At 66.1% G+C, this 20,950-nt stretch carries 18 protein-coding genes; 4 read left to right on the top strand and 14 right to left on the bottom strand.

Annotated features, from left to right (window positions below):
* Positions 1-2: 2 nt before the first annotated feature.
* From ABXS05_RS07725 to ABXS05_RS07735, 3 genes are read right to left on the bottom strand one after another with little or no spacing between them, the layout of a single operon-like run.
* Complete coding sequence (locus ABXS05_RS07725) at positions 3-242, bottom strand: hypothetical protein (RefSeq protein ID WP_311934002.1); 240 nt, start codon at positions 240-242, stop codon at positions 3-5.
* Positions 243-274: 32 nt separating this feature from the next.
* Positions 275-625, bottom strand: a complete 351-nt coding sequence (locus ABXS05_RS07730; RefSeq protein ID WP_367623475.1) for a DUF3088 domain-containing protein — start codon at positions 623-625, stop codon at positions 275-277.
* A 13-nt stretch (positions 626-638) separates the two neighbouring features.
* Entirely contained in the window at positions 639-2,243 is a 1,605-nt protein-coding gene (locus ABXS05_RS07735) for an ABC transporter substrate-binding protein (protein ID WP_367623476.1), read from the bottom strand.
* 161 nt (positions 2,244-2,404) lie between these two features.
* Here ABXS05_RS07735 and ABXS05_RS07740 point away from each other — a divergent pair, with 161 nt between their 5' ends.
* Complete coding sequence (locus tag ABXS05_RS07740) at positions 2,405-3,271, top strand: sulfurtransferase (protein ID WP_367623477.1); 867 nt, start codon at positions 2,405-2,407, stop codon at positions 3,269-3,271.
* Positions 3,272-3,387: 116 nt separating this feature from the next.
* Here ABXS05_RS07740 and ABXS05_RS07745 read toward each other — a convergent pair whose 3' ends face one another.
* From ABXS05_RS07745 to ABXS05_RS07755, 3 genes are all read right to left on the bottom strand, one after another.
* Positions 3,388-5,346 carry a family 2A encapsulin nanocompartment cargo protein cysteine desulfurase gene (locus tag ABXS05_RS07745; RefSeq protein ID WP_367623478.1) on the bottom strand — a complete coding sequence of 653 codons (1,959 nt, stop codon included), beginning with the start codon at positions 5,344-5,346 and terminating at the stop codon, positions 3,388-3,390.
* A 279-nt stretch (positions 5,347-5,625) separates the two neighbouring features.
* The gene (locus ABXS05_RS07750; protein WP_068283297.1) at positions 5,626-6,573 is read right to left on the bottom strand and encodes a family 2A encapsulin nanocompartment shell protein; all 948 of its coding nucleotides are present in this window, start codon (positions 6,571-6,573) and stop codon (positions 5,626-5,628) included.
* A gap of 162 nt (positions 6,574-6,735) precedes the next feature.
* The gene (locus ABXS05_RS07755) at positions 6,736-7,191 is read right to left on the bottom strand and encodes a hypothetical protein (protein ID WP_311934007.1); all 456 of its coding nucleotides are present in this window, start codon (positions 7,189-7,191) and stop codon (positions 6,736-6,738) included.
* Between the two features lie 261 nt (positions 7,192-7,452).
* On the opposite strand from ABXS05_RS07755, the gene epsC reads away from it, so the two are divergent.
* Complete coding sequence (gene epsC / locus ABXS05_RS07760; RefSeq protein WP_311934008.1) at positions 7,453-8,415, top strand: serine O-acetyltransferase EpsC; 963 nt, start codon at positions 7,453-7,455, stop codon at positions 8,413-8,415.
* A 181-nt stretch (positions 8,416-8,596) separates the two neighbouring features.
* Here epsC and ABXS05_RS07765 read toward each other — a convergent pair whose 3' ends face one another.
* From ABXS05_RS07765 to ABXS05_RS07800, 8 genes are all read right to left on the bottom strand, one after another.
* Positions 8,597-9,628 (bottom strand): PLP-dependent cysteine synthase family protein, encoded by a 1,032-nt coding sequence (locus ABXS05_RS07765; protein WP_367623479.1) that lies wholly within the window; start codon positions 9,626-9,628, stop codon positions 8,597-8,599.
* A 46-nt stretch (positions 9,629-9,674) separates the two neighbouring features.
* The gene (locus tag ABXS05_RS07770; RefSeq protein WP_367623480.1) at positions 9,675-10,694 is read right to left on the bottom strand and encodes an LLM class flavin-dependent oxidoreductase; all 1,020 of its coding nucleotides are present in this window, start codon (positions 10,692-10,694) and stop codon (positions 9,675-9,677) included.
* A 129-nt stretch (positions 10,695-10,823) separates the two neighbouring features.
* The gene (locus ABXS05_RS07775) at positions 10,824-11,759 is read right to left on the bottom strand and encodes an ABC transporter substrate-binding protein (protein WP_367623481.1); all 936 of its coding nucleotides are present in this window, start codon (positions 11,757-11,759) and stop codon (positions 10,824-10,826) included.
* A gap of 101 nt (positions 11,760-11,860) precedes the next feature.
* Complete coding sequence (locus tag ABXS05_RS07780; RefSeq protein WP_367623482.1) at positions 11,861-13,645, bottom strand: amino acid ABC transporter permease/ATP-binding protein; 1,785 nt, start codon at positions 13,643-13,645, stop codon at positions 11,861-11,863.
* A gap of 85 nt (positions 13,646-13,730) precedes the next feature.
* The gene (locus ABXS05_RS07785) at positions 13,731-14,345 is read right to left on the bottom strand and encodes a GNAT family N-acetyltransferase (protein WP_367623483.1); all 615 of its coding nucleotides are present in this window, start codon (positions 14,343-14,345) and stop codon (positions 13,731-13,733) included.
* On the bottom strand, positions 14,342-15,541 hold the full coding sequence (locus ABXS05_RS07790) for a M20 aminoacylase family protein (protein WP_367623484.1): 1,200 nt from the start codon (positions 15,539-15,541) through the stop codon (positions 14,342-14,344). The genes ABXS05_RS07785 and ABXS05_RS07790 overlap by 4 nt, the downstream gene beginning before the upstream one ends.
* On the bottom strand, positions 15,541-16,854 hold the full coding sequence (locus ABXS05_RS07795; protein WP_437178645.1) for an LLM class flavin-dependent oxidoreductase: 1,314 nt from the start codon (positions 16,852-16,854) through the stop codon (positions 15,541-15,543). The genes ABXS05_RS07790 and ABXS05_RS07795 overlap by 1 nt, the downstream gene beginning before the upstream one ends.
* A 55-nt stretch (positions 16,855-16,909) precedes the next feature.
* Positions 16,910-17,941, bottom strand: coding sequence for an MsnO8 family LLM class oxidoreductase (locus ABXS05_RS07800; protein WP_367623486.1), 1,032 nt, complete (start codon positions 17,939-17,941; stop codon positions 16,910-16,912).
* Positions 17,942-18,316: 375 nt separating this feature from the next.
* Between ABXS05_RS07800 and ABXS05_RS07805 the strand changes: the two genes are divergently transcribed.
* Both ABXS05_RS07805 and ABXS05_RS07810 read left to right on the top strand, forming a co-directional pair.
* Positions 18,317-19,693, top strand: a complete 1,377-nt coding sequence (locus ABXS05_RS07805) for an NAD(P)/FAD-dependent oxidoreductase (RefSeq protein WP_367623487.1) — start codon at positions 18,317-18,319, stop codon at positions 19,691-19,693.
* Positions 19,690-20,949: an NAD(P)/FAD-dependent oxidoreductase gene (locus ABXS05_RS07810; RefSeq protein WP_367623488.1), complete on the top strand. Its 1,260-nt coding sequence runs from the start codon at positions 19,690-19,692 to the stop codon at positions 20,947-20,949. The genes ABXS05_RS07805 and ABXS05_RS07810 overlap by 4 nt, the downstream gene beginning before the upstream one ends.
* Position 20,950 lies beyond the last annotated feature (1 nt).

Genomic DNA, 20,950 nt, shown 5'->3' on the forward strand with positions numbered 1-20,950 from the left:
CGTCAGCCATGCCGGAATGGTCCGGTGCCCGCCTGCCGCAATTGCAGCCCGTTCAGGGCGAGCCAGCGCTCGACCTCGAGGGCCGTGACCTGCCCGATACCGCGTTCGGCCAGCAATTCATCCCACGAATAGGCCGTTGCGATCGCCGTCAGGTTGCGGGCACGCTGCGCCAGCGTGCGCCCGCCCTTATGGGCATGGCGCCCCTGCAGGAGCTGATCCAGAGCCCGCCGTCTCAAGCGCATGGCTTTACTCCGTCGGTGGTTGAAGGCTGGTTTCAGGCGTGCAGGCGCGGAAAGCCGTGCCGCTCGGCCAGAAGGTCCAGAATGCGCTGGGTCGGCTTGACGAAGGCGACCTCTCCGAAGCGCTCCGCATCGTCGGGAACCGGTCCCTCTGCCAGGATCAAAGCCGGCAGGGACTGGTTGGCCTCGCCCAGTTCGGCGATCACCGCCCGGCGCGGCCGGGCGAAGGGTACGCGCTCGATGTCGAGCTGGCCGGCGAGTTCCGGAAAGCTCGCCAGAACGCCCTCGATCTGGTTGCTGTGCGGGCAGACGAAGCGCTGGCCCGGACGGTTGGGATCCTCAAATCCCGGTTCGAGCAGAAAGAGCTTGTCTCGGCTGCGGGCCATGTCCTGCCTCCCGTCAATTGGTATCGGCGCGCACCGGCGCCGCGCGCTTCTCGACGCGATCGTAGAACACGTCGCCTTGGGGATTCTGGAAATAGCCGGTGACGCCCTTTGCGAGCACGACCTCGTCGCTGTCCTGCAGGACCACGACATAGGGTGAGTTCTTCTGGATCTTGCGCTGCAGTTCCTCGTAGAGCGCGACACGCCTGGCCGGATCGCGTTCCCTGACGGCTGCGGCCGTCTCGTCGCTCAGCTCGGGGATCACCCAGCCCGCCTGCTTGGCGATGGTGTTACGCTTGTTGTCCCTGTTGACGGCGAAGGCGCTGGCATTGGAGTGCGGGTCGAAATAGTCGGGGCCCCAATAGCGCAGGGTCACCTCATACTGGCCGGAGCGCGCCTTGGCGAAGATCTCGCTGCTCACACCCGGCTGGATGTCGAGCGTAAGACCAGCCTGGCCGAAGGTCTGCTGGAGGGATTGGGCGATGGTGAGGAAGAGCGGCTCGTTGAAGACGGGGAAACTGATCCTGGTCGGGCCGATGCCGGCGTCAGCCAGGATCTTCCTGGCCTTGGCGACATCGAGCTTGTAGGGGGTATCGCCCAAGGCGCCCGGGAATCCCGCGGGCAGGAAGGCCTGGTGCACGCGATACTGCCCGCGCAGCAGGTTCCTGGCGATGCCCTCATAGTCGACGAGATAGCGCGCCGCTTCCCAGAATGCCGGATTGCCGAGGGTCGGATTGGCCTTGGTATTGATCAGGAGATATTCGAGCCGCGCCGACGGCGTCGCATAGATGCTGACCTGGCTCTTGTCCCTGAGCGTCTCGACCTGGTCGGTGCCAAGCCCGCGGGCGATGTCGACATCGCCCTGCTCCACCAGCAGGCGGCGGGCCGCCGGATCGGGGACATTGCGGAAGACGAGCCCCTGCAGCTTGGGGCCGCCGCCGGGCGAAGTGGGGTTGGCGTCCAGCACCAACGCTTCATGCGCAGTGTAACTGTTGATCTTGAAGGCGCCGCTACCGGCCGAATGTGATTTGAGCCAGCCATTGCCGAAATCGCCCTCGCTCGCCTGCGGCGCCAGCACGGCCTCATCGAGCACGGAGGCGACATTGGCCGTGAGGATGGCCAGCACGAAGGACGGACCGACATCGGCCTGCCAGCTCAGCCTGACCTTGCCGTCATCGACCTTGCTGATGGCGGCATCGACATTGTCGGCGGTCCAGCCAAGTTCGTTCAGGATGAAGGCCGGCGCCTTGTTGAGCTTGACCGCACGGGTGAGGGAAAAGATCACATCCTCCGGCCGCACGGGATTGCCCGAGGCGAATTTGGCGTCCTTGGCCAGCGTGAAGGTCAGGCTCTTGCCGTCGGCACCCGCTTCCCAGCTCGAGGCCAGCGCCGGCTTGATTGCGGCGCTCTCGTCGCGATCGGCCTGCACCAGGCGCTGATAGAGCGCGTTGGCCACCTGCCCCGTCGTCGATTCGAAAGCCTCGGCCGGATCGAAGCTGGTGACGTCGTCGATGGATTGCGCCACCACCGCGATCCCCGGCGGCGTTTCCGCGAAGGCTGCGGGCGTCTGCAGCGTGAGGGCGAGGGCCGTAAAGCCGAGAAGTCCGATCCTGCTTCGCATGCCGCCTGCTCCGAATTCAGAGAAATGGGCCGTGTTTCAATCGGTATGGCGGAATAATGACAGGGAATGGAGCTTGGTCAAGATTATTATATAAAAATTATGGACTAAGTGTATTTATGAATTAAGCTCGCCTTCCGGATACTCCTGCAACGAGGCAAGCGATGACGACACCGGCTTCCCCATCCCTGGTTACGGCGGACTGGCTTCTCGAAAACCTGGACAATCCCAAGGTGCGGATCTTCGAGGTCAGCGTCGATCCCACCGTCTATGAGCGTGGCCACATCCCGGGGGCCGTCAATCTCGACTGGCACCGCGACCTGGTCGATACCGTCAACCGCGACATCGCCTCGCGCGAGAAGCTGCAGGACACCCTGCGCAAGGCGGGCGTCGAGGACGACACCACCGTGATCGTCTATGGCGACAACAACAATTGGTTCGCCGCCTGGGGCGTATGGGTGCTCGACGTCTACGGCTTCGGCGAGCGCGCCAAGCTGGTGGATGGCGGCCGCAAGCTCTGGGAGGCCCGCGGCCTCGCCCTCACCGCCGACGTGCCTGATTTTGCCGCCTCGGCGCTGACGCTGCCCGATCGCAACGAGGCCCTGCGCGCCCGGCTTCCCGACGTGCTCGGCTTTGCCCAGGGCCAGGTCGACGGCCAGCTGGTCGACATCCGCTCGCCCGACGAATATGCTGGCAAGATCTTCGCCCCCGAGGGCGTGAAGGAACTGGCGATCCGGGCCGGCCACGTACCGGGCGCCGAAAACGTGCCCTGGGCCACCATCGTCAACGAGGATGGCACCTACAAGCCCGTCGAGGAGATCCGCGGCATCTATGCCGCCAAGGGCATCGACGGAACCAGGCCGATCATCACCTATTGCCGCATCGGCGAGCGTTCTAGCCATAGCTGGTTCGCCCTTAAGCGCCTGCTCGGCTACGACGCCCGCAACTATGACGGCTCCTGGACCGAATATGGCAATGCCGTCGGCGTCCCCGTCGACAATCCGTCGGGCACGATCTGGCTGGGCAAGTAGGCTTTCGGAGCGCGGACTTCCAGTCCGCTCTTCCTTTCCACAAACGCCGCAACCGCGGTGATGAAGAGCGGACTGGAAGTCCGCGCTCCCGGAATCAGCTATCGCTGATCTAGGGATCACCAACCCCGCCCGCTCTGGATCCTTCTCAGCGCCGCCACCAGCGCATCGACATCCTCATACGTATTGTAGAAGGCCAGTGACGGCCGCACCGTGCTTTCCAGGCCGAAGCGGCGCAGGATCGGCTGAGCGCAATGATGGCCGGCGCGCACCGCGATGCCCTCGCGGTCGAGCGCCACGCCGACATCCTGGGTCCGGCAGCCGTCGAGCACGAAGGAGAGCACGCTCGCCTTGTCCCTGGCGGTGCCGATCAGCTTGAGGCCGGGCACGGTGAGCATGTGCTCGGTGGCGTAAACCAGCAATTCATGCTCGTAGCGGCCGATCACATCCATGCCGATTGTCTCGACATAGTCGAGCGCGGCGCCGAGCCCGACGGCGTCGGCGATGTTGCCGGTGCCGGCCTCGAAGCGCTCGGGCGGGCCGTGATAGATCGTCTTCTCGAAGGTGACGTCGGCGATCATGTTGCCGCCGCCCTGCCAGGGCGGCAGGTGGGCGAGCACGTCGGGCTTGCCATGCACCACGCCGATGCCGGTCGGACCGAATACCTTGTGACCGGAGAACACGAAGAAGTCGGCATCGAGCGCCTGCACGTCGGTGCGCATATGCGAGACCGACTGTGCACCGTCGACGATCACCGTGGCGCCATGGCGCTTGGCGATGGCCACCATCTCCCGGGCCGGCGTTACCGTGCCGAGCGCGTTGGAGACCTGCGTGATCGAGACGATGCGCGTGCGCGGGTTGATGAGCTTCTCATACTCCTCGAGAATGATTTGGCCGGTGTCGTCGACCGGCGCGACACGCAATTTGGCGCCCTTCTCGGCGGCCAGCATCTGCCAGGGCACGATATTGGCATGATGCTCCAGCCAGGTGACCAGGATCTCGTCGCCTTCCCCGACATGGCGGCGGCCGAAGGCCTGCGCGATCAGGTTGATGCCCTCGGTGGTGCCGCGCACGAAGATGATGTCGCGCGTCGAGCCGGCATTGAGGAAGCGCCGTACCTTCTCGCGCGCGCCCTCATAGGCATCGGTGGCCCGCGCCGCCAGCGCATGGGCCGCGCGATGGATGTTGGAGTTCTCATGCTCGTAGAAATGGCTGAGGCGATCGATCACCGCCTGCGGCTTCTGAGTGGTTGCCGCATTGTCGAGCCAGATCAAAGGCTTGCCATGCACCTGCGTCTGCAGGATCGGGAAGTCCCGCTTGACCGCGTTCGCATCGAAGGGACCGCCTGACTGAGCGAGGTCCGGCACCGCGTCGGGACGCAATTCCAAGGTAACCGCACTGAAATCGGGCAGGCGCGAGGCGGCCGGCACGGCGGGCAAGGCAGCCTGGGCGGGAACGGACGGCGGGCGCTGCGGCACGGGAGGAACGGAAGGCGGCGCGGCAACGGGCGGAGCGGGTGGCTGCGAGGGCGCCAGGGACTGGCCGTCGCGCAGGAAGTAATAGCCGTCCTGCGAGGGCTGGGCGATCGAGCCGGGGATGGAAGCCGTGGACGGCGCCTCGATAGGCGCGGCGGCCGCCACATCGGGTCGCAACAGCGACAGGAATTCGGCGATGCCGGCCGGCAGCACCGAGAAGTCGATCTGGGTGGGCACGGCAGGCACGAAGGGGCCGGCCGAACCGCCCGGCTGCGGCACGTCCGAGGGGATTGCCGAGGCGCCCGACAAAGCCTGCGGCGCGGTGGCGGGCGCGATCGGGATGCTCGGCGTCGGCACGATCGAAGGTATGGTCACCGGCGGCAGATCGGGCGGGCCGACGGGGGGCCGGGCCGGCGCCTGAGGGGCGACGCTGGTGGTGATGGAGGGCGCCGGCGCCAGGGTCGGGCTCGGGGGGACGGCCGGCACGGTCGGTGCCAGCGGCACGGTGCCCTGGCCAGGGGGCGCCTGGAACAGGGCGTTGGCAAGATCGGCCAGCACCGCCGGATCCGGCCAGGACGGGGGAGAGGAAATGCCTGTCGTCATCGAGCGGGAGCTCCTTGGAGACGTCCGCCGGACGGTACCGGGGATCATCATGGCATACGGTGGGAATCGGATCAGCAGCGCTCTTCTACAAGGTCAGAGTCGCCCCTCACCCTTACCCTCTCCCCGCAAGTGCGGGGCGAGGGTAAGGGTGACGTCGCATCTTCTCCAGCACGCTCAGCGCCTCGCCTAGTTGACGCCACACTCGGCGCCCCCTCGCCCCGCACTTGCGGGGAGAGGGTAAGGGTGAGGGGCAGCGTGCCCTGTCGGCATCAGCCTCGCTCAGACATATTTGTCCGGATAGTCGTGATATTTGCCGACCTCGACGCCTTCCAGCACGGCCAGGGCATCATGGGTGAGGATGGCCGAGGAGCAGTAGAGCGAGATCAGGTAGGAGGCGATCGCCTTGCGGTTGATGCCCATGAAGCGCACCGACAGGCTGGGCTGTACTTCGCCGGGCACGCCGGGCTGGAACAGACCGATGACGCCCTGCTTCTTCTCGCCGGTGCGCAGCAGCAGGATGTTGCTCTTGCCCTTGGCGTCGACCTCGAGCTTGTCGCTCGGCACCAGCGGCAGGCCGCGCCAGGTCAGGAAGGGCGTGCCGAACAGGGTGACGGTCGGCGGCGGCACGCCACGGCGGGTGCATTCGCGGCCGAAGGCGGCGATGGCGCGCGGGTGAGCCAGGAAGAAGGAGGGCTCCTTCCAGACCTTGGTGATCAGTTCGTCCAGGTCGTCGGGCGTGGGCGCGCCGGTGCGGGTCTTGATGCGCTGGCCGGCCTGCGCATTGGGCAGGAGCCCGTATTCCTTGTTGTTGACCAGTTCGTTCTCCTGCTTCTCCTTCACCTTCTCGATCAGGAGCCGTAGCTGTTCCTGGATCTGGTCATAGGGATGGGAGTAGAGGTCGGAGACGCGGGTCTGCACGTCGAGCACGGTGGTGACGGCATTGAGCGAATATTCGCGCGGCGCCTCCTCATAGTCGACGAAGGTCTCCGGCAGGTCCGGATCCTGGTCGCGGCGGGGGGAGCACTCGACCTCGGCGCTGATGTCGCCCTGGTCTTCCTTGACCCGGTTGAGGCGATAGATGCCGGCTTCCACCGGTGTCCAGGGCAGGAAGGAAACCAGCCAGCGCGGCGTGATGCCAGACCACTGGGCCCTGGTCTTGGTGGCGTTGGCAAGCTGCCTTGCCGCCGCCTCGTTCAATGTCCGGCGGACGGCGGGTTCGTCGGCCATACGGTGCTCCTTGTCTGGTTCGTGCTGCGGAAAGAAGTCTTGATTCGACGTATATCCGGCGCGCCGAAGCCCCGGACAAATGCCCTAACAACCGACATGCCGCGTGGCTTCCTCAAATCCCGTATACCTTGCGTGAAATAAGCCGAGCCGGCGGGCATGCGGCTATTTCCGTGCCGAGATTTTGAGGGGCGGTTGCCTTGGTACCGGCGCCGGACCGGGCGTGTGTTGAGCCTCCCGATAGAAGGCGAGCGCCTTTTCGATGAGACCGACGGACCGATGAAAGCGGTCGGAGAGCACCAGGATCGTCTGGTCCTGGGTGAAGCCGTCCTCGCGCAGAGCCTCGAAGGCCTCGCCGATATCGAGCCATTGCGTCGGCGCCGGCCGGCGCCGGTTGCGATCGGGCTTGGTCGGGTCGAGCAGTTCGGCGATCAGGGTCAGGAATTGCGGCGAGGCATAGGCTTCCCGCAACCAGGCTCCCGCCTGCTGCTTGGCGGCGACGATACGGCCTTGCGCAATCAACCGACGCAGATGGGCGGTGCGCGGGCAAAAGCGCGCCCTCGTCACGGTGCTCGCGCGCCCCGCCTCGACGGCACTCCCTGCTTCGCGCGGACCCGACACGCCCGGCCTCACGCAGCTCAGGCCTTAGCCGCCATCGGGCTTGTCCACCCCGCGCCGAGACGGGAACGATCCGGGGAGAGCAGTGAGGCAAGGCCAGATGTCATGGTCGGTTCCGTGAGGTGGATGTGGTCTGAGATCCAGCTTCGATCGAAATTTATAATTTGTCTATAGAAATAGTAGAAAATAAAATTTACAACATTCGGACCGCATCGGCGTCGCCTCTGAGGCCGGCGCAACCGCGACGTCACGAAGGGCCATGCCATGACCGAGACCCTGCAGCATGCCATCGCCTTGCAGGAAGACGCCGGAGGGACGCCGAACCCGGTGGCGCCCGGCTGGAACCTCGATGCCCTGGTGGCGCAGCTCCGGCTCTCGCGCGAGATCACCCACAATATCCGCCACCAGGGCCGCATCCGCCGCACGCCCTCGCGCGAGACGGTCACGACCATTCTCGATGGGCTGACGGCCGCCCTCTTTCCCAGCCACTACGGCCAGTCGGAGATCGGTGCCGGCAATATCGACTATTTCGTCGGCTCGACGCTCGACAATGCCCTGATCCTGTTGACGGAACAGGTGCGCCGCAGCCTCGCCTTCACCCGTGAGGAGGTCCCGCCGGAAGCCAGCCTGCATGAACAGGCCCTGGCCATCACCGGCGATTTCGCCAGCCAGCTGCCTTCCATTCGCGGCGTCTTGGTCAGCGACCTCACCGCCGCCTTCCGCGGCGATCCCGCGGCCACCAACTTTCCCGAAATCCTGCTCGGCTATCCCGGCATGACGGCGATCATCTATCACCGCCTCGCCCATGCCCTGCACGGCCTGGGTGCGACCTTCCTCGCCCGGCTGATCTCGGACATCGCCCATTCGAAGACCGGCATCGACATCCATCCCGGCGCGGAGATCGGCGGCAGCTTCTTCATCGACCACGGCACCGGCGTGGTCATCGGCGAGACCACCGTCATCGGCGAGCGCGTGCGCCTCTACCAGGCCGTGACGCTGGGCGCCCGCCATTTTCCCACCGATGAGAACGGGGTGCTCGTCAAGGGCAGCCCCCGCCATCCGATCGTCGAGGATGACGTCGTCATCTATGCCGGCGCCACCGTGCTCGGCCGCATCACCATCGGCCGGGGCTCGGCGATCGGCGGCAATGTCTGGCTGACCCGCAGCGTACCGCCGGGCAGCCAGATCACCCAGGCCCATGCCCGCAGCAACGGGCAGGTCGATTGAGGCGGGCCATCGCTGACGCGCTCGCACCAGCGCAGACCTTTGTCATGCCCGGGGCTTGACCCGGGCATCCAGAGTTTCGCCATCCGCGATATCGAAAGATCGGCTGGATTGCCGGGTCAAAGCCCGGCAATGACGAGGGTCGAGCTGATGTCGATACACGCAGAGCAATCATACATTGCCACTACCGGGCCGCGCCCGCCCCCCGGACTCCCGGCGCCGTCTCGAGCGGCCACCAGGTGGAGCCTAGATAGCGCTCGCCCGTATCGGGCAGAATGGCGACGATGACCTTGCCGGCGTTCTCGGCCCGCGCCGCCAATTGGGTGGCGGCCCACAGCACGGCGCCCGAAGAGGTGCCGGCGAAGATGCCTTCTTCCGCCACCAGCTCGAGCGCCGTTCGCCGGGCCTGCGCGGTGCTCAGCGCGATGATCTCGTCGGCGATCCCGGTATCGACATTCTTCGGCAATTGCTCCGGTGGCACCTCGCTCACCTTGTGCACCCCGTCGATCTCGTCGGGATAGGGATTGTCCTCCGTCGGGATCGATCCTTCGCCCGGCTCGGCGATCACCACCTTCAGGCCCGGTTTCTTCGACTTGAGGAAGCGCCCGGCGCCGGCCGTGGTGCCGCCGGTGCCGACCCCGCCGACCAGGATGTCGACGCTGCCGGCGGTATCACGCCAGATCTCGGGGCCCGTCGTCTCGAAATGGGTTCGCGGATTGGCGGGATTGGCGAGCTGGTCGGCGAAGAAGGCCGCGGGATTTTCTTCCCGGATGCGCTGCGTGATCTTGTCGATCGCCTCGGGGTCGAGGAAGAAGGCATTGTTCACGGTGACGACCTCGGCACCGTAGAGGCGCAGCAGCTTGACCTTGTCCTGGCTGATATTGTCGCTGACATAGAACTTGGCCCGGTAGCCGCGCGAGGCGGCCACGGCGGCAAGTCCGATGCCGGTATTGCCGCTGGTCACGTCGACGATGAGGTCGCCGCGCTTCAGGCGGCCGGCCGCCTCGGCCTCGACGATGATGGCCCAGGCGGCGCGGTCCTTGATGCTGCCGGCCGGATTGAAGAACTCGATCTTGGCGACGATCCGCCCGAACAGATTGCGGTTGCGGGCATAATTGTGCAGCTCGAGCAGCGGCGTATTGCCGATCAGGTCGGTGAGATTGTCGTGGATGTGGCCGGGCTTGGCCACGGCAGCGCGGAGAGTACCGGAATTCATGTCAGGCCTCGGCTGTCTTGAGGGGCTGTCTTGGTGGATCTCGTCGTCATGCCGCGATCGCTGTTCGCGCCCAGCCAAGTTCGGGCGCGATGCGCTGGATGAAATCAGTGAGAATCTGCTCGTAATCGTGCTGGGCGAAGGCATAGGGCAGCTCCAGCCGGAACTCCCCCACGCCGGCGAGCACCGGATCGGCGGCGAGGCGCTCCAGGATCTGGTCGGAGGGGCCGACGAGATCGGCAGCATAGAGCGTGCGCCGGGGGCCGTTGGGCGCAAGCGTGCGGGCATGCCGGCTGGCGGCATAGTCGGCATAGCGCCGCCGCGTCGTTCCATCGGCGCTGTCTGTGGGCACGATGACGCGGCCGAGGGCAATGCGAGGCCGGGCCGATGCCGCGCGATAGGTCTCGAGCTGGCGCGTCTGCGCCTCGAAGAAATCGTCGGTGCCCTCGCCCGTGGTGACATTGCCCATCAGGAGGTTGAAACCGTTGCGGCCGGCCCATTCGACCGAGCGCAGCGAGCCGCCGCCATACCACAGCCGCTCGACCAATCCCTTGGCATAGGGCTGCAGGCGGGGCCGGATGCGACCGCCGGGAATGTCGATCAGGCTGTCGGAGGCGCCGAGATAGTGCCCCCGCAGATTGTCCGCCAGCCGCTGTACCCTGGCATGGGAGAAATCGTTGGAGCGCCAGTCGCCGTCGAAGACCAGCGGCGCCAGCAATTCGGCATGCGGCGGCGTACCGGCGCTGAGGCCGACATTGAGCCGGCCGCGCGAGAGCACGTCGACGGTGGCCAGATCCTCGGCCAGGCGATAGGGACTTTCATAACCGATCGGGATCACCGCGGTGCCGAGCTGGATATGGCGGGTGCGCTGGCTCGCCGCCGCCAGGAACACCGCAGCAGCGGATATGCCCGGTTCGAGATGGCGCTGGCGTACCCAGGCGCTGTCGAAGCCCAGGCTCTCGCCGAGCTCGAACAAGCGCAGCGTACGCTCCAGCCCGCCCGCCGGATCATCGTCCGGATAGCTGCCCGGCGAGAGGAAGCCGACATGGCTGACGAGGGGAGAAGGCATGGGCAATCTTCTTGGCTGGGATTCGTTCGAAAAAGGAGCCGTCGTCCCCGGCTGAGCGTGGCGAAGGGAAGGGGCTCAGCCGGCCATGACAGAGCCTTACGGATCCGTGTTGTATCGTCGCGCCCGGCTTCAGCTCTTCGGCAGGCCCTGGGGATTGGTCTCGGCTTTCTCGATCGCCTCGGCGCTCAGGTTCCAGCGGGCGAGCGTCTTGGCGTATTTGCCGTCCTTGATCAGGCCGTTGACGGCGATCGTGATGGCATCGGCAAGGCCGCCGCCCTTGCGGGTGGTGACGGCAATGTCGGCCGTGAGCGGCCAGCCGCCCGAAAGCGTGCCGACCAGCTTGGTCTTGCCCGTCTGCGCCGATTGGAAGGCCTGGGTGGCGTTCACGCTGAAGGTGATGTCGGCACGGCCGGACTGCAGCGCCAGCGTCTTCACCGCATCGTCGTCGTAATACTGCACCTCGACCGGCTTGAGGCCGGCAGCCTGGTTCTGCTTGTCCCATGCCAGCAGGATCTTCTCCTGGTTGGTGCCGGGGTCGGTGATCACCTTCAGGCCGGCGATATCCTTGGGCTCCTTCACCGAAGTGATCGGGCTGTCCGACTTGACATAGAGACCGAGAACGTCGCGCCGATAAGTGGAGAAATCGAATTTCTCCTTGCGCTCCTCGGTCACAGTGACGTTGGTGATCACCGCATCGTATTTGCCCGAGGACAGGCCGAGCGGCCAGTCCGCCCAGGCCACCGTTTCCAGCACCAGTTCCTTGCCGAGGCTGTCGGCCACCAGCTGGGAGAGATCGGGATCGAAGCCGACCGGCGTCTTGGAATCGGTGGCATAGGTCGCGATCGGCGGCAGGCCGGGATTGACCGCCACCACGAACTTGCCGTCCCGGGCGAATTTGGCGTCCTTGGCAATCGCCTTGATCGCCTCTTCGTTCCTGTCGGCGCGCAGGCGCCCGGGCTGGTCGGGGCTGAGGTCGAACTCGGCGGCGAAGGCAGCAAAGTTGAGGCCGAAGGCCAATGCGGCCGCGAGGGCACCGGCGGCGATAGAGGCAGGACGGATCGTCATGGGGTCTCCTGATCGGGCTTGGGAGGAAGGGGCACGCCGGCGGCTCTCCACGCGCCGGCATAGAGGTCGAAGAAACTTGGACGTCGAAGAAACGTTGGGCGTCACAGGACCTTGGCGAGGAATTCGCCGAGGCGGGAATGGGCGGGTGCATTGAAAAGCTGGGCAGGCGGGCCGGACTCGAGGACGCGGCCGTTCTCCATGAACACCACGGTATCGGCCACTTCGCGGGCGAAGCCGACTTCATGGGTGACGATCACCATGGTGGTGCCGGAGGTGGCGAGTTCCTTGATCACTTCGAGCACCTCGCCGACAAGTTCGGGATCGAGGGCGGAGGTCGGCTCGTCGAACAGGATGACCTTGGGCTTGAGCGCCAGGGCCCTGGCAATGGCGACGCGCTGCTGCTGGCCGCCCGACAGCTGGCGGGGATAGGCATCCGCCTTGTCGGAAAGACCGATGCGGTTGAGGAGATCGCGGGCCTGTTCGAGGGCCACGGCACGAGGCACCTTCTGCACCGAGACCGGTGCCTCGATGATGTTCTCGAGCACGGTGAGATGCGGGAACAGGTTGAAGTTCTGAAACACCATGCCGATCGAAGCACGGCGGCGGCGGATCGCGCCTTCCTTCAGCTCATAGAGCACGTTGCCGCGGCGCTCATAGCCGATCAGCTCGCCATCGATGGCGATGAACCCCTCGCTCGCACGTTCGAGATGATTGATCGCACGCAGCAGCGTCGACTTGCCGGCACCAGAGGGGCCGAGAATGGCCGTAACCTCGCCGGGCCGGACGGTGAGATTGACATTGTCCAGCACGGTATGGCTGCCATAGCGCTTGGACAGGCCATGGATCTCGATCAGGCCCTCCTGCCTGGCCGGTCGCAATGCCGAAACCAGGGGCCTGCGCGCCGCCGGCGCTGGTGATTGGGCCGCAGTCGTCGCTTTATTTTGCCGGCTACTATTGCGCCCCGTGATGCGTTCTAGTAGCGAGGCGGGCGTGGTCCGTAGGGCGCCCCTGGCATAATGCCGCTCGATCCTCAGCTGGATGAGCGAGAGCACGCTCATGATGATGAGGTACCAGACCGTCGCCACCATCAGGAGGGGAATGACTTCGAGATTGCGCCGGTAGATCACCTGCACGGTGTAGAACAGTTCCGGCAGCGCCAGCACGTAGACCATGGAGGTCGACTTGGCCAGGCCGATGATCTCGTTGAAGCCGCTCGGCAGAATGGCCCGCATCGCCTGGGGCAGCACGATGCCGAGGGCATGGCGGCGGCGCGACAGGCCGAGGGCGGCGGCCGCCTCGTGCTGGCCCTGGTCGACCGAGAGGATGCCGCCCCGGATGATCTCGGCCGAGAAGGCCGCCTGGTTGAGGCTGAGGCCGATCAGCGCGACCGCAAAGGGGCTGAGCACTTCGACGAGATTATACTGGGCGAAGGAAATCCCGGTATAGGGGATGCCGAGATCGAGCGTGGTGTAGAGATAGCCGAGATTGTTGAGGATCAGCAGCAGCACGATCAGGGGCACCGAGCGCAGCAGCCAGATATAGCCCCAGGAAATCCCGGCGAGCAGGGGCGATTTCGAGACCCGTGCGAAGGCGAGCGTGCCGCCGAGCAGGAAGCCGAAGATGGAGGCGAGCACGGTGAGCAATACGGTGCGGGCGAGCCCGACCAGAACCGGCTCGGAGACGAAGTACTGCGCGAAGACGGCCCAGCCCCATTTCGGGTTGGTCAGGATCGAATGCAGGGTGATGCCAAGGATGAGCACGGCCGCCACCGTGCCGACGGCGCGCCAGGGATGCCGGGCCGGCACCACGCGATAGCGGGAATAATCGGGGGCACTGCCTGATTGCGGGCCCGCGAGTAAGCCGTCGAAATCCGTGGTGGAGGCCATGCTGCGCTTCCTTCCTGCTCATATTCAGTTAGTTCATAGAAATAATAGAATTAATGACGAAAGAAGGTCGGTGAAAACCGGCCTGTCAGCCCGCCTTGCGCCCAGCCTGGCCTTGGTCCGGGGCAGCCTGGCGGGCGGCGCGGACAGCGCTGAGTGCGACCAGTCTGTCGCCCGCCGGCGGCCCTTCGCCTGTCACAAGCGGTTCGACCGCGACGGCGAGAGGCGCGATGTCCTTCTCGAAGGGCAGCGAGCCGTAGGTCTCGGGATCCTTGGTGACGTCGAACAGGGCGGTATAGCCGGTGGAGAGATAGAGACCTGCGGCTTCCGGCTGGCGGAAGCCGGTGGTGAGATAGATGCGGCTATAGCCCTGACGGGCGGCCTGCGCCTCGAGCTCGGCCAGTACCTTGCGGGCCAGGCCCTGGCGGCGCAGGTCGACATGGGTCCATACCCGCTTGAATTCCGCCGTGCGTTCGTCATAGCGCTTGAAGGCGCCTCCTGCGATGGCCACGCCGTCGCGCAACAGGAGCACGAAATTGCCATGGGGCGGTGCGAAGAGCTCGGCGGGATAGCGGCTCATTTCCGCCGAACCCGGTTCACCCCAATAATTGCCGTAGCGCGACTGATATTCGAAGGTGAGCGCCTCGATCAGGGGACGCGCCTGTTCGTCGAGCGGAGTCGTATAGAAGAAGACATCTGTCATTTTGCCGGCTCACTATTATCCGAAAGATAATCCTGGACCAGCGCGACCCAGTAGCGCGCCGCATCCACGAGAATGGCATCGTTGAAGTCATATTGGGGGTTGTGCAGGTCGGCGCTGTCGCCATTGCCGATGAAGAGGTAGCTGCCCGGTCGCTCCTTGAGCATGAAGGCAAAGTCCTCGCTCGCGGTGATCGGCCGGAAGCCCCGGCGGATGCGGTCTTCCCCGAAATGGCGGGCGGCCACCTGGCGGGCGAACGCGGTCTCGTCCGCATGGTTGACCAGCACGGGATAGCCACGCGGATAATGGACCTCGGCGCGCGCGCCAAAGGAGGCAGCGTGGCTCTGCGCCAGCTCGATGATGCGTTGGCGCACATTCTCGCGGACCGCATCGTCGAAGGTGCGGATGGTCAGTTGTAGCTCGACGCTGTCGGGGATGACGTTGGGTGCGATGCCACCATGGATCGAGCCGACGGTGACGACCACCGCCTCCAGCGGATCGACATTGCGCGAGACCACCGTCTGCAGCGCCAGCACCAGCGAAGCCGAAGCCACTACCGGATCGATCGCCTGCTGGGGCTTGGCGCCATGGCCGCCCTTGCCGATGATGCGGATGATGGCGAGGTCCACCGAAGCCATGGCCGGTCCGGTGAGGAAACCGAACTCACCGGCGGGCACGCCCGGCCAATTGTGCAGCCCGAACACGGCATCGACGGGGAAGCGCTCGAACAACCCGTCCTTGATCATCGAGCGGGCACCGCCACCATTCTCCTCGGCCGGCTGGAAGATCACCCTCAGCGTGCCGGAAAAGCCACGCGTCTCGGCCAGGTGCTTGGCCGCCGCCAGCAGGATCGAGGTATGCCCGTCATGGCCACAGGCATGCATCACGCCCGGCACCGTGCTGGCATAAGGCAGGCCCGTGGCCTCGGTGATCGGCAAGGCATCCATGTCGGCCCGGATGCCGACGGTTCGCCCGCCCTCGCCGCTTCTGAGCGTGCCGACCACTCCGGTGCCGCCGATATTGCGCGCCACCTCATAGCCCCAGCCTTCCAGATAGCCAGCGACGAGAGCACTGGTCTTTTCTTCCTTGTAGGCGAGCTCGGGCTCGGTATGCAGCTTGCGGCGCAGGGCGATGAACTCGTCGCCCTGCAGTGCGATTTCGACTCCAGCGGCCGAAGGCAGGGGAAACTGCGCCGTCATCAGGCCGCCTCCTCGCCGGTTCCGGCGCTCGGCACGGCATAGCGGCTGTCGCGATAGGGCAGGCCGAGATGGTCCCTGAGCGTGGTGCCGAACTGGGCAGGGCGATGCTGGCCGCGTGCCTCCAGGATCGGCAGGACCTGCGCCTCGAAATCGTCGAGGCCGGCATTGAGCACGTGGAAGCCGAGCACGAAACCGTCGGCCGCCCCACCCTCGACCCAGCGACCCAGTTCGTCGGCAACGGCTTCGGGCGTGCCGATGAAGCGCGAGCGCGGGGTCGCTTCGTTGAGGGCGACCTCGCGCAGGGTCAGCTTCTTCTCGCGCGCCACGCGCTTGATGCGGTCGGTATGGGCCCTGAAATTATTGGCGCCGATATCGCCGAGGTCCGGGAAGGGATCGTCGAGCGGATAGGCGGTGAAGTCGTGATGATCGAAGAAGCGCCCGAGATAGAGCAGCGCCTCGTGATCGGTCACGAGGGCACGGATCTCCTGGTATTTGCGCTCCGCCTCCTCCTCGGTCGAGCCCACGACGGGCGCAACGCCGGGGAATATCTTGAGGTGATCGGGCTGGCGGCCATGCGCCTGCGCACTCTGCTTGAGCTTGCGCGAGAGCTCCCGGTTCTGCTCGAAGGATTCGGAGCCAGCGAACACCGCATCGGCATGGCGGCCGGCGAGCTTGATGCCATCGTCGGAGGCACCCGCCTGGAACAGCACCGGCTGGCCCTGTGGGGAGCGGCCGAGATTGAGCGGCCCTTCGGCGGCATGGAAGCGGCCCTTGAAATCGAGCCGGTGCATCTTGGTGAAGTCGGCATAGCGGCCGGTCTCGCGATCGCGCGGGAAGGCATCGTCGTCCCAGCTGTCCCACAGCCCCTTGACCACCTCGATATGCTCGCCGGCGATCTCGTAGCGCAGGGCGTGTTCAGGATGCTTGTCGCGGTTGTAGTTGCGGGCCGAGCCTTCCAGCGGCGAGGTCACCGCATTCCAGCCAGCGCGGCCGCCGCTGATCACGTCGATCGAGCCGAACTGCCGGGCCACGGTGAAGGGATCGGAATAGGAGGTCGAGAGCGTGCCGACCAGGCCGATGCTGGCGGTCGAGGCGGCCAGGGCCGACAGCAGGGCGATCGGCTCGAACCGGTTGAGGAAATGCGGAATGGAGACCTCGTTGATATAGAGGCCGTCGGCGATGAAGACGAAGGCGATACCGGCCTTTTCGGCCTGGCGCGCAGCACGGACATAGTGCTCGAAATTGACGCTGGCATCGGCCGGCACGCTCGGATGCTTCCAGGCGTTCATATGACCGCCCGGGCCTTGCAGCATCACACCGAAGGGAATGCGTTTCCTGCTCAAATCTCTCTCCTCAAATGCGTGACGGTCAGGCGGGAACGGCTTGGCGCAGGGCGGCGTGCTGCGGGATCGTGGAGTTGCGGGCCTCGGCCAGGTGCTCCGCCAGAGTGAGTCTCGCATCGCCCTTCACGGCGGGCTCGACGATGAATTCCTCGATGCCGTGGCGCTCATGCAGGCGATCGAGTGCCGCCACTACATCTCCAGCCGTGCCGGCGAGAACGCTGGGTGTTTTGCGCTCGATGCGAAAATCGCTGGCGCCCGCCTGGCGGGCATAATCCTCCGCCTGCGCCTCGCTGCCGACGGTGACGCTCTGCGCACCCGGGACATGCACCTTGAAGAGCTGCAGGCCCGCGGCCTGGCGCGCCGCCTCGGCGGCGCTGTCGGCAACGATGGCGGCTACCGCCACCAAGGGCGGTCGCCCTGCCTTGCTGCGATAGGCGGCGACGGCATCGGCAAGCAGCACATCGTCGCCGTTGAGGTGGCGGGCGAACACGAAGTGCCAGCCTCTGGTAGCGGCAAGTTCGGCGCTTTCCACGCTTGCCCCCAGCAGGAAGCGCTCGGGCGCCACGGGCGGCCGCGGCGTGGCACTCAGCCCGGCCAGCGTCTCGCCCGCCGCAACCGGCCCATCCAGGAAGCGACCAAGATCGTCGAGTTGCCCGGCAAAGCCCGGCTTGCGGGCGGGGTCATAGGCCCCCTGCAGCGCGCGCGTTGCCAGCGGCAGCCCGCCGGGCGCCTTGCCGATGCCGAGATCGACCCGCCCCGGCGCCAGCGAGGCCAGCAGATTGAAGACCTCGGCCACCTTGTAGGCGCTGTAATGCTGAAGCATCACCCCGCCCGAGCCGATACGGATTCGGGCCGTGTTGGCGAGCAGGAAAGCGATCAGCACTTCCGGCGCGGAACTGGCGAGTTCGGGGGCATTGTGATGCTCGGCAACCCAGAAGCGATGATAGCCGAGCCGCTCCGCCGCCTGGGCCAGGGCAATCGTACGCTTGAGGGCATCGGCCGCGTTGTCGCCGGGAGCAAGGGGGCTCTTGTCGAGCAGACTCAGCCTGTAACTCATCGTGCCATCTTGATTTCGATGCGGCGCCGACGGCACCGCCAAGGAGAGGAAGGCACAATAGACTACTATTTCTATATATTAAATATGAATCTTTGATGGTGATCGAATAATCTTCGAGAGGTGGCTCAGCCCTCATCCGGCTGCCGCCACCTTCTCCCGCAAGGGGAGAAGGGAGTTTTACTCCGTTGGTCCAGTGCTTTGGTCCCGTTGCGATCTCCAACGCCCATCCCAATCAAATCCCTTCTCCCCTTGCGGGAGAAGGTCCCGGCAGGGAGATGAGGGGTAGCAGCACCAGCCAGTAGCGAAGCAGCCGCGAATTTGCTCAGATGGCGCAACAGGCTCGCGCCCGGAGCGGCCTGGGGGAAAGACGGCACAATGGTCAGCGATGTCGCCATCATCGGCGCGGGGGTCGTGGGATGCGCGATCGCCCGACGCTTTGCGCTGGAAGGGCTCGCCGTCACCCTGATCGAGGCCGGCGGCGACATCCTCTCCGGTGCCAGCAAGGCCAACAGCGCCATCCTGCATACGGGCTTCGACGCTCCGCCCGGCAGCCTGGAACTTGCCTGCATCCGCGCCGGCTACGCCGAATATCTCGAGATCCACCAGGCTTTGGGGCTGCCGCTCCTGCGCAGCAGCGCGCTCGTCGTCGCCTGGAACGAGGCCGAGGAAACCGGCCTGGCGGGTATCCGCGCCAAGGCACTGGAAAACGGCATCGACAATGTCGCGCTGATCGGCCAGGCAGAACTGCGCGCCAGGGAACCGGGGCTATCGGAGGCGGCGCGCGCCGCCCTCTTCGTGCCGGACGAGGCCTTGATCGACCCCTGGAGCCCCTTCCTCGCCTATGTCGAGCAGGCCATGGCTCATGGCGCCACCGTCCTGCGCGGCACCCGTGTCATCGGCGGCCAGTTCGACGGCCGGATATGGCGCCTGGAAACCACGGCCGGGCCCGTCGAGGCTCGCAGCGTGATCAATTGCGCCGGCAACCATGGCGACGAAATCGACAAGGCGCTTCTCGGCCAGTGCGCCTTCGAGATCCGTCCGCGCAAGGGCCAGTTCGTGGTGTTCGACAAGGCGGCCTACAGGCTGGCTGCGGCCATCATCCTGCCGGTGCCCAATGAACGCACCAAGGGGGTGGTGGTCACGCGCACCGTCTTCGGCAACCTGCTCGTCGGCCCCACCGCCGAGGAACAGCAGGACCGCGACCGGGCCGATGTCGACCACGACGCGCTCGAAGCCCTGATTCGCCGGGGCATCGAGATCCTGCCGGCCCTGGCCGGCATGCCGGTGACCGCCTGCTATGCCGGGCTGCGGCCGGCCACGGAGAAGAAGGACTATCGCATCGATGCCTATGCCGAGCGCAACTGGATCAGCGTCGGCGGCATCCGCTCGACCGGGCTGTCCGCCTCCCTCGGCATTGCCCGCCATGTGCTGCGCCTCTATCAGGAGGCGGGCGGCAGCATAGCCCCCGTCGCAGCCGCCCCCGCCTCCCCGATGCCCAATCTCGCCGAGCATCTGCCGCGCGATTACGACCGGCCGGGTTACGGGGAAATCATCTGCCACTGCGAGCTGGTGACGAAACGTGAGATCGAGGCGGCCCTGTCCCGCCCGCTGGCTGCCGGCGATTTCGGCGGCCTGAAGCGGCGCACGCGTTGCGCCATGGGGCGCTGCCAGGGCTTCAACTGCAGCGCCAGGCTGGCGAGCCTGACCCAGGGACGTTTTACCGTGCCCCTCGACAGCGGAGTGGCGCGATGAGTGCCGCCAAGGCGATAACGCCGGATGTCCTCGTCGTCGGCGGTGGTCCCGCCGGCCTGTCGGCGGCAACGACGCTCCGGGAACTCGGCGTCGACAAGGTCGTGCTGCTCGAACGCGATACGGTCGTGGGCGGTATTCCCCGCCATTGCGGCCATTCGCCCTTCGGCATGCGCGAATTCCGCCGCATCCTCTCTGGCACGCGCTATGCGGCCCGGCTGGAGGCCCGTGCGAGGGACCGCGGCGTCGAGATCCTCACCCGGCATAGCGTGCTCTCGGTCGGGGACGGTGTTGTCAGGGCGGTATCGCCTGATGGCCCCAGCGAGTTCAGGCCGCGGCGCATCCTGTTGGCCACCGGCACGCGCGAGGCTTCGCGTGCCGCGCGGTTGGTGTCGGGCGAGCGCCCGCTCGGCATTCTCAACACGGCCGCCCTGCAGGCCTATGTCCATCTGGAAAAGCTCGCGCCCTTCCGCCGGCCGGTGATCGTCGGCACCGAACTGGTGGCGATGTCGGCCATCCTCACCTGCCTGTCGGGTGGCATCCGCCCGGCCGCGGTGATCGAAGCGAACGCCGACCCCACGGCTCGCTTTCCCTTCTGGCTGCTGCCGCGCCTGCTCGGCATTCCCGTGCACTACCGCACCGAAATCGGCGCCATCAATGGCAAGGACCGGGTGCAGGAGGTGGTCGCGCGCTCGCAGGCGGGAGAGCTCGGCATCGATTGCGACGGCGTGCTGCTCACCGGCGCCTTCACGCCGGAATCGGCCTTGGCGCGCCTCGGCGGCCTGGCGATCGACCAGGGCAGCGGCGGGCCTGTCGTCGATGCCTTCGGCCGAACCCGCGACGGCGCGATCTTCGCCGCCGGCAACCTGCTGAGGCCCGTGGAGACCGCCGGCTGGTGCTGGGCCGAGGCGCGGCGCATTGCCGGCAGCATCGCCCGCGACCTCGAAGGCGGACTGCCCCCGCGCCGTGCCAGCATTCCCATTCGCACCGGGGCGGGCATCAAGCTGGTCGTGCCCCAGGAAATCGACTCCAAGGAAATCGATCGCGTGGATCTGCCACGCGCCTTGCCGGAACTCCAGCTGCGCTTCTCCGAACGGCTGAGAGGAACCCTCACGCTTTCGGCCGGCGATTCCGTGCTGTGGTCTCGGAGGATCACCTCGGCGCCGGAAAGGCGTATCCTGATTCCCACCGCGCATCTCGCCATCCCGCCTGCAGCGACCGAGCTGACATTGCAGGTGGTCCAGAGCAAAGCGCTATAGG

This window comes from Labrys neptuniae (assembly GCF_040797145.1).
In the GTDB taxonomy this organism is placed as follows: domain Bacteria; phylum Pseudomonadota; class Alphaproteobacteria; order Rhizobiales; family Labraceae; genus Labrys; species Labrys neptuniae.

Bases quoted from the DNA above. Each gene is read 5' to 3' on its own strand.
- ABXS05_RS07805 (WP_367623487.1), top strand. From the start codon at position 18,317: ATGGTCAGCGATGTCGCCATCATCGGCGCGGGGGTCGTGGGATGCGCG.
- ABXS05_RS07785 (WP_367623483.1), bottom strand. From the start codon at position 14,345: ATGACAGATGTCTTCTTCTATACGACTCCGCTCGACGAACAGGCGCGT.
- ABXS05_RS07790 (WP_367623484.1), bottom strand. From the start codon at position 15,541: ATGACGGCGCAGTTTCCCCTGCCTTCGGCCGCTGGAGTCGAAATCGCA.
- ABXS05_RS07780 (WP_367623482.1), bottom strand. From the start codon at position 13,645: ATGGCCTCCACCACGGATTTCGACGGCTTACTCGCGGGCCCGCAATCA.
- ABXS05_RS07765 (WP_367623479.1), bottom strand. From the start codon at position 9,628: ATGAATTCCGGTACTCTCCGCGCTGCCGTGGCCAAGCCCGGCCACATC.
- ABXS05_RS07775 (WP_367623481.1), bottom strand. From the start codon at position 11,759: ATGACGATCCGTCCTGCCTCTATCGCCGCCGGTGCCCTCGCGGCCGCA.
- epsC (WP_311934008.1), top strand. From the start codon at position 7,453: ATGACCGAGACCCTGCAGCATGCCATCGCCTTGCAGGAAGACGCCGGA.
- ABXS05_RS07770 (WP_367623480.1), bottom strand. From the start codon at position 10,694: ATGCCTTCTCCCCTCGTCAGCCATGTCGGCTTCCTCTCGCCGGGCAGC.
- ABXS05_RS07800 (WP_367623486.1), bottom strand. From the start codon at position 17,941: ATGAGTTACAGGCTGAGTCTGCTCGACAAGAGCCCCCTTGCTCCCGGC.
- ABXS05_RS07740 (WP_367623477.1), top strand. From the start codon at position 2,405: ATGACGACACCGGCTTCCCCATCCCTGGTTACGGCGGACTGGCTTCTC.
- ABXS05_RS07745 (WP_367623478.1), bottom strand. From the start codon at position 5,346: ATGACGACAGGCATTTCCTCTCCCCCGTCCTGGCCGGATCCGGCGGTG.
- ABXS05_RS07750 (WP_068283297.1), bottom strand. From the start codon at position 6,573: ATGGCCGACGAACCCGCCGTCCGCCGGACATTGAACGAGGCGGCGGCA.
- ABXS05_RS07730 (WP_367623475.1), bottom strand. From the start codon at position 625: ATGGCCCGCAGCCGAGACAAGCTCTTTCTGCTCGAACCGGGATTTGAG.
- ABXS05_RS07725 (WP_311934002.1), bottom strand. From the start codon at position 242: ATGCGCTTGAGACGGCGGGCTCTGGATCAGCTCCTGCAGGGGCGCCAT.
- ABXS05_RS07810 (WP_367623488.1), top strand. From the start codon at position 19,690: ATGAGTGCCGCCAAGGCGATAACGCCGGATGTCCTCGTCGTCGGCGGT.
- ABXS05_RS07795 (WP_437178645.1), bottom strand. From the start codon at position 16,854: ATGCTGCAAGGCCCGGGCGGTCATATGAACGCCTGGAAGCATCCGAGC.
- ABXS05_RS07735 (WP_367623476.1), bottom strand. From the start codon at position 2,243: ATGCGAAGCAGGATCGGACTTCTCGGCTTTACGGCCCTCGCCCTCACG.